Consider the following 3,542-nt stretch of genomic DNA (forward strand, 5'->3'; position numbering starts at 1 on the left):
CACATGATAAAACCGTTATTGGTCCTGTTGTTGAGCACCCTTCTGAGCCTTACGGCGAATGCAGCGGATCAGGCGGTTAAAGCCTTGAGCCCTGAAAGACTGGCCATCAATGGCAGCCTTGCGACTATTGGGCTGAGCAAGCAATGGAAACAGGCTCAGCCCGGCACGCGTCGGGCGGTGATCATCATCCATGGCCGTTTGCGCAATGCTCAAACGTACCTGCGCAGCGCTGAGCGGGCGTCTTATCGCTCCGGGTTACGCAGCTCCACGTTGCTGATCGCACCGCAATTCCTCGATAAGAAAGACATCGTCAGTCACCATCTGCCGGACACGATTCTGCGCTGGCACAAGGACGATTGGATGGACGGCAGTGCAGCCATTGGTCCCGTGCCGGTGAGCTCGTTTACGGTTATCGATGAGATTTTGGCGAAGCTGAGTGATCGCAAACTGTTCCCGAACTTGCAGGAAGTCGTCATTGCCGGGCACTCGGGTGGCGCCCAAGTGGTGCAACGTTATGTGATGGTCGGCAAAGGCGGCGCTGAGCTGGAAAAAGCCGGTATCAACCTGCGCTACGTCATCGCCAACCCATCGTCCTACGCGTATTTCACCGCGCAACGACCTGAAGCGGTAACCACAGCCACGTGCCCTGGGTTTGACACCTGGAAGTACGGCATGAACAAACTGCCCACTTATGCCGGCAAACAGACGGCTGAGCAGCTTGAAGCAACCTACGTTAGCCGTGATGTCACCTACCTGTTGGGGCAGTTGGACACCGACGTTAATCACCCTGCATTGGATAAAACCTGCGCAGGTGAGGCCCAAGGCGCTAATCGCCTGGTCCGCGGACACAACTTCTTCAATTACTTGCAGCAACGCCATCCTGAAGGCATTAAGCAGCAACTGATCGAAGTGCCTGGCGTGGGCCATGACGGTGATTTGATGTTCACCTCGCCCGAAGGCCAGGCTGCGTTGTTCAGGAAGATCTGAGGGACAGGTGACCACTGATCTCTGTGGCGAAGGCAACAGCGCGGTTTTTTCAGACAAACCGCGCTACCCGACTCCCGAATAAATTCGGTCCCACAGAAAAGCTTAGCCAGCACGCAAGCCCCCTGTGGGAGCGAATTTATTCGCGAAGGGCACCACGGTTTATAGGCTAATCCGCCAACATCCCGCGCAAGGCGATGCAATCCACGGCGTACCAATCGGTCAGCTCTGGCCACGGGTTTTCCGGCAGGTTAACCAATACCGTATGGGTCCCGGCAGCGCGGCCGCAGTCGAGGTCAAAGCGGTAGTCGCCGACCATGACCATGTGTGCCGGATCGACATTCCACCCTTGCGCCAGTTTCAACAGCCCACCTGGGTCAGGTTTTGGCGGTGCCTCATCGCGGCCGAGGACATCCTCGACCGCGAAACAATCCGCCAGGCCAATCGCTTCAAGCGTCACGTGCGCCAATTCCCGCGCATTACGGGTGAGGATGCCAAGCCGATAACCGCGCGCCGCTAGCTCACGCACCAACGCCACTGCGCCGGGCGCAGGCTGGGACGCTAATGCCAACTCACGCTCATGCTCCAGCAGCCAGGCATGTTTCGTCGCAGACACCTCAGGTGGCAAGGCAGCGAGGTGGCCGAGAATGTCGTCCTCCAACGGAATGTCCAACGCACGCTTGATCGCAGGGAAGTCATGCACGGCGAGGGTTAGGGTGCCGTCCATGTCGAACACCCAGTGCCTAACCTGTTGCAGGCTCATACCCAGTCCTTACGGTGACGAATCAAACCTTCCTGACAGACCGATGCCACTAATTGCCCCGCGCGGTTGTACACGCTGCCACGGCTGAAACCACGTGAATTACCCGCCCAAGGGCTGTCCATTGCATACAACAACCAGTCATCCGCCCGCAGGTCGCCGTGGAACCACAAGGAATGGTCCAGGCTGGCGATCTGCATGTCCTTCTGAAACACCGACTTGCCATGGGGCTGCAGCGCAGTGGTGAGCAGGTTGAAGTCAGAGGCGTAGGCCATCAAGTATTTATGCAGCGCCGCTACGTCAGGCAGGCTGCCATCTGCACGAAACCATACGTACTTCACGGCTTCGGTCGGGGCTGGGTTATAGGGATCGATCGCCGTCACCGGGCGAAACTCGATCGGCTTCGGACACAATATTTTTTCGCGTATTTGTTCGGGTATCAAGTCCGCATTTTGCTTGGCCAGTTCCAGCTCAGACGGCAAGTTTTCCGGGCCGACGACCTGTGGCATCTGGGTTTGATGCTCGAAGCCCTTCTCGTCGTACTGAAACGAAGCGCTGCAGGTGAAGATTGGCTGACCTTTCTGGATCGCCGTTACCCGACGCGTACTGAAACTGCCGCCATCGCGCACCCGATCCACTTGATAAACCACCGGCAACGCGGCATCGCCTGGGCGCAAGAAGTAACCGTGCAGCGAATGCACGTGGCGTTCGTCTTCCACCGTCTGGCTAGCCGCCGACAGCGACTGCCCCAGCACCTGCCCACCGAACAGCTGCCGGAAGCCAAGGTCTTGGCTGCGCCCGCGAAAGAGGTTTTCTTCAATCGGCTCCAGGGTCAGTAGCGCAACCAGATCATCCAACACTTGGCTCATTTGGGAACTCCTCACACAAAACAATGCTGCGCCTTCAGGCGGCGGCGAACGATTTCAACAGCGAACTGCGCCGTCAAGCCGCAAATGATACAGAAATTGTCGGCGTGATCCTTGTTCATCCTTGCAGGGTTTGCAGCCATTGTTGTCGGGAGATTCGATACAGCACATGCGGCTTCAGCGGATTGCCGTCAGGCAGTTTCGGGTGATCGAAGTCATCGTCCGGATTGCGCTGCATACCGATTGCCTGCATGACTTTCTGTGATGGCAGGTTGATCTTAGCGGTAAACGACACAATCTCGTCCAGCCCCAGACGTTCAAAGCCACAGCCCAGAGCGGTCCATGCCGCTTCACTGGCGTAACCCAGGCCCCAATGTTCTCGCGCCAGGCGCCAGCCGATTTCCACCGCAGGCGTGAAATGGGCCTCGAAACCCACCACGCACAGCCCGGTAAAACCGATAAACGCCCCGGTATCCTTGCGCTCCAGGGCCCACAGGCCGAAACCCAGCTCAGCAAAATGCCCACGCACCCGCCCAATCAACGCCGCACTTTCCAGGCGGCTCATGGTTTCCGGGAAATAGCGCATGACCTGCGGGTCGGCACACATCGCCGCAAATTCCGGCAAATCATCGTCGCGCCAACGCCGCATCAGCAACCGCGGACTGTTGAGTTCGAAAATCGGCTCCATAATTGACTCCCCATCTCGCCAATAAACGCCCCGCTGACAATCCCTATCGCTCAGCCGATCCTGACCAGAAGGCGCTGGCAAAGACATTAGCAGGCAAGATCAGTCTTCGACCGCTAATTGAATGCAAAATCTCCATGCCGCTCATCTACCACGAAAAATCTGGCCCGACCGTGGAATGAAACGCTTAAAACTATCCACATTGGCTGTGGAACTGCCTGTGGATAACCTGAGTGAAAGCCTCGCA

General features: G+C 57.5%; 4 protein-coding genes. 1 reads left to right on the plus strand and 3 read right to left on the minus strand.

Annotated elements, in window-relative coordinates:
* The first annotated feature begins 3 nt into the window (after nucleotides 1–3).
* Nucleotides 4–987, plus strand: coding sequence for an alpha/beta hydrolase (locus M0974_RS11280; RefSeq protein WP_297836263.1), 984 nt, complete (start codon nucleotides 4–6; stop codon nucleotides 985–987).
* A 166-nt stretch (nucleotides 988–1,153) separates the two neighbouring features.
* Here the strand turns inward: M0974_RS11280 and M0974_RS11285 are convergent, their stop codons facing one another.
* From M0974_RS11285 to M0974_RS11295, 3 genes are all read right to left on the minus strand, one after another.
* Nucleotides 1,154–1,747 carry an HAD family hydrolase gene (locus tag M0974_RS11285; RefSeq protein ID WP_297836258.1) on the minus strand — a complete coding sequence of 198 codons (594 nt, stop codon included), beginning with the start codon at nucleotides 1,745–1,747 and terminating at the stop codon, nucleotides 1,154–1,156.
* On the minus strand, nucleotides 1,744–2,613 hold the full coding sequence (gene tesB / locus M0974_RS11290) for an acyl-CoA thioesterase II (RefSeq protein WP_297836260.1): 870 nt from the start codon (nucleotides 2,611–2,613) through the stop codon (nucleotides 1,744–1,746). Before tesB ends, M0974_RS11285 begins: the two co-directional genes overlap by 4 nt.
* A gap of 115 nt (nucleotides 2,614–2,728) precedes the next feature.
* On the minus strand, nucleotides 2,729–3,298 hold the full coding sequence (locus M0974_RS11295; RefSeq protein ID WP_297836262.1) for a GNAT family N-acetyltransferase: 570 nt from the start codon (nucleotides 3,296–3,298) through the stop codon (nucleotides 2,729–2,731).
* Nucleotides 3,299–3,542 lie beyond the last annotated feature (244 nt).

The organism is Pseudomonas sp. (assembly GCF_026224925.1).
GTDB lineage: Bacteria > Pseudomonadota > Gammaproteobacteria > Pseudomonadales > Pseudomonadaceae > Aquipseudomonas.

Bases quoted from the DNA above. Each gene is read 5' to 3' on its own strand.
- M0974_RS11280 (WP_297836263.1), top strand. From the start codon at position 4: ATGATAAAACCGTTATTGGTCCTGTTGTTGAGCACCCTTCTGAGCCTT.
- M0974_RS11285 (WP_297836258.1), bottom strand. From the start codon at position 1,747: ATGAGCCTGCAACAGGTTAGGCACTGGGTGTTCGACATGGACGGCACC.
- tesB (WP_297836260.1), bottom strand. From the start codon at position 2,613: ATGAGCCAAGTGTTGGATGATCTGGTTGCGCTACTGACCCTGGAGCCG.
- M0974_RS11295 (WP_297836262.1), bottom strand. From the start codon at position 3,298: ATGGAGCCGATTTTCGAACTCAACAGTCCGCGGTTGCTGATGCGGCGT.